The 1,618-nt window shown below is 46.4% G+C and carries 1 protein-coding gene; it reads right to left on the reverse strand.

From position 1 onward, the window contains the following. Nucleotides 1–125: 125 nt before the first annotated feature. A complete protein-coding gene (locus NI21_RS0112685) occupies nt 126–1,343 on the reverse strand; it encodes an IS110 family transposase (RefSeq protein WP_033126577.1) in 1,218 nt (405 codons plus the stop codon). Nucleotides 1,344–1,618: the final 275 nt, after the last annotated feature.

The raw sequence follows: 1,618 nt of genomic DNA on the forward strand, positions 1-1,618 counted from the left end.
AAAGTCTGCAAATAAAAAGTCAAGCAGAAATTAATGAACTTTGAAAATTTTATACAGGTTGAAAAAAGAGTATCACAACAAGACCACCGCAGTGCGCTGGCCTGAAGCAAAGTATGGGATTGAAATCAGCTTTCTTTGGCTTCTTCCAGAGAAGCAAGGTATTCCCTTACTCGTCCGTAATAAATGCGGAGGAACTTATTGGCTCCTGCAGTCATATAGACATAATACGGTTTGCCTTCTGAGCGTTTCTTGTCCATGAAGGTATAGACTGGATCATCAACAGGAGAACGTTTGATCAATCCGTCCATGATCTGAAACAGTGTTTTGCGCAGGCTTGGAGAGCCTTTCTTTGAAGTACGCACACTTTTCTGGTTGCGTTTTCCTGAATCATTTTTACCAGGATCGACACCGGCGAAAGCAGTAAGCGCTTCTCTGTGAGTGAAACGGGTAACGTCTCCGATCTCAGCCATAAGCTGAGGGCCAAGTGATGGACCGACACCGTTCATTGCCATAACGACCGGATATTCCGGAAGCGTGGCGGCAGTCTGATCCATTTTAATGCGGAGAGCCTCCACGGTCTGTGAAGCCGTGTTCAGCATCGTGACAGCCTGCCGTATCAGCGTTTTTGTGCTGTCATCTTTCGGAAATACGGCGATCAGGTCAGAAGAGCTCTGATAGATCTTTTCCGCCTTTGAGGCACTGAAGTTATAACCGTTGCGTTTGCACCACTTCCGGTAATGCTCCGTAAAGGCTTGCAGAGACTTGCTGCGTACACAGTCCACATGCCAGTAGGTGTAGACAAAGTCCACCCATTTCTGGGAGCCGTCACTGCGGGCAGGGCTGTCAAAGAAGTCATTGGCTCCGGGATAGGTTTGATCCAGAAGGGAAATGAGATTGTTTTTCATGGCAGTTTTTTGATCCATGTAGAAACCGAACTGCCGGTTCATTGTTTTGAGTTGGTTGCGTATTTTATCCATGCTTCCATATTGCTTCAGTTTTGCCCAGCGGTCAAGAGCATAACGGGCGATTTTTTTAGAATCCGCTTTATCCGTCTTTGGAGCACGGAGAGAGTCATCTCCGAAATCCCTGATCAGGATGGGATTGACAGCGCTGACAAAGATGCCGGCGTCAGAGAGCCAGTTGGCAACCGGTTCATAGTATCTGCCGGTATGCTCCATGCAGGCTTTGGTTTCGCCGTCAAGGTTTTTGATCTGCTCAATAAGAGCATTGATAGCGGACTGGGTGTGTGGGATATCGCAGGGCGGCATCAGAACCACATCTCCGGGTCTGCGGATGGTGACAGTGCTTTTACCTTTGGAAACATCAATACCAACAGCGTTCATGATAAAAACTCCTTTGAAATGAATTAGCAATGGTCAATACCAGATTTACTCATTGCCTATTCAATCTACTGGAGATATCACACGAACGAGAAAGTTCAACCTGCGTAAAACGAATGCTGCGAATGAGGGCTGGTTGGCTGACTTTTTTACGGACGTTAAGTCCAAGAAAGGAGAGGCCAGACCTATTGCCACACTCATTCTAACAGCTTAAGCAACAAGATGGGTAATTCCTTACTGGCTGTAAGGGGTATTAACCATAAATATATTGTAGTAGA

Origin of the sequence: Eubacterium sp. ER2 (assembly GCF_000765215.1) — a bacterium.
GTDB classification, from domain to species: Bacteria; Bacillota; Clostridia; order Lachnospirales; family Lachnospiraceae; genus Claveliimonas; species Claveliimonas intestinigallinarum.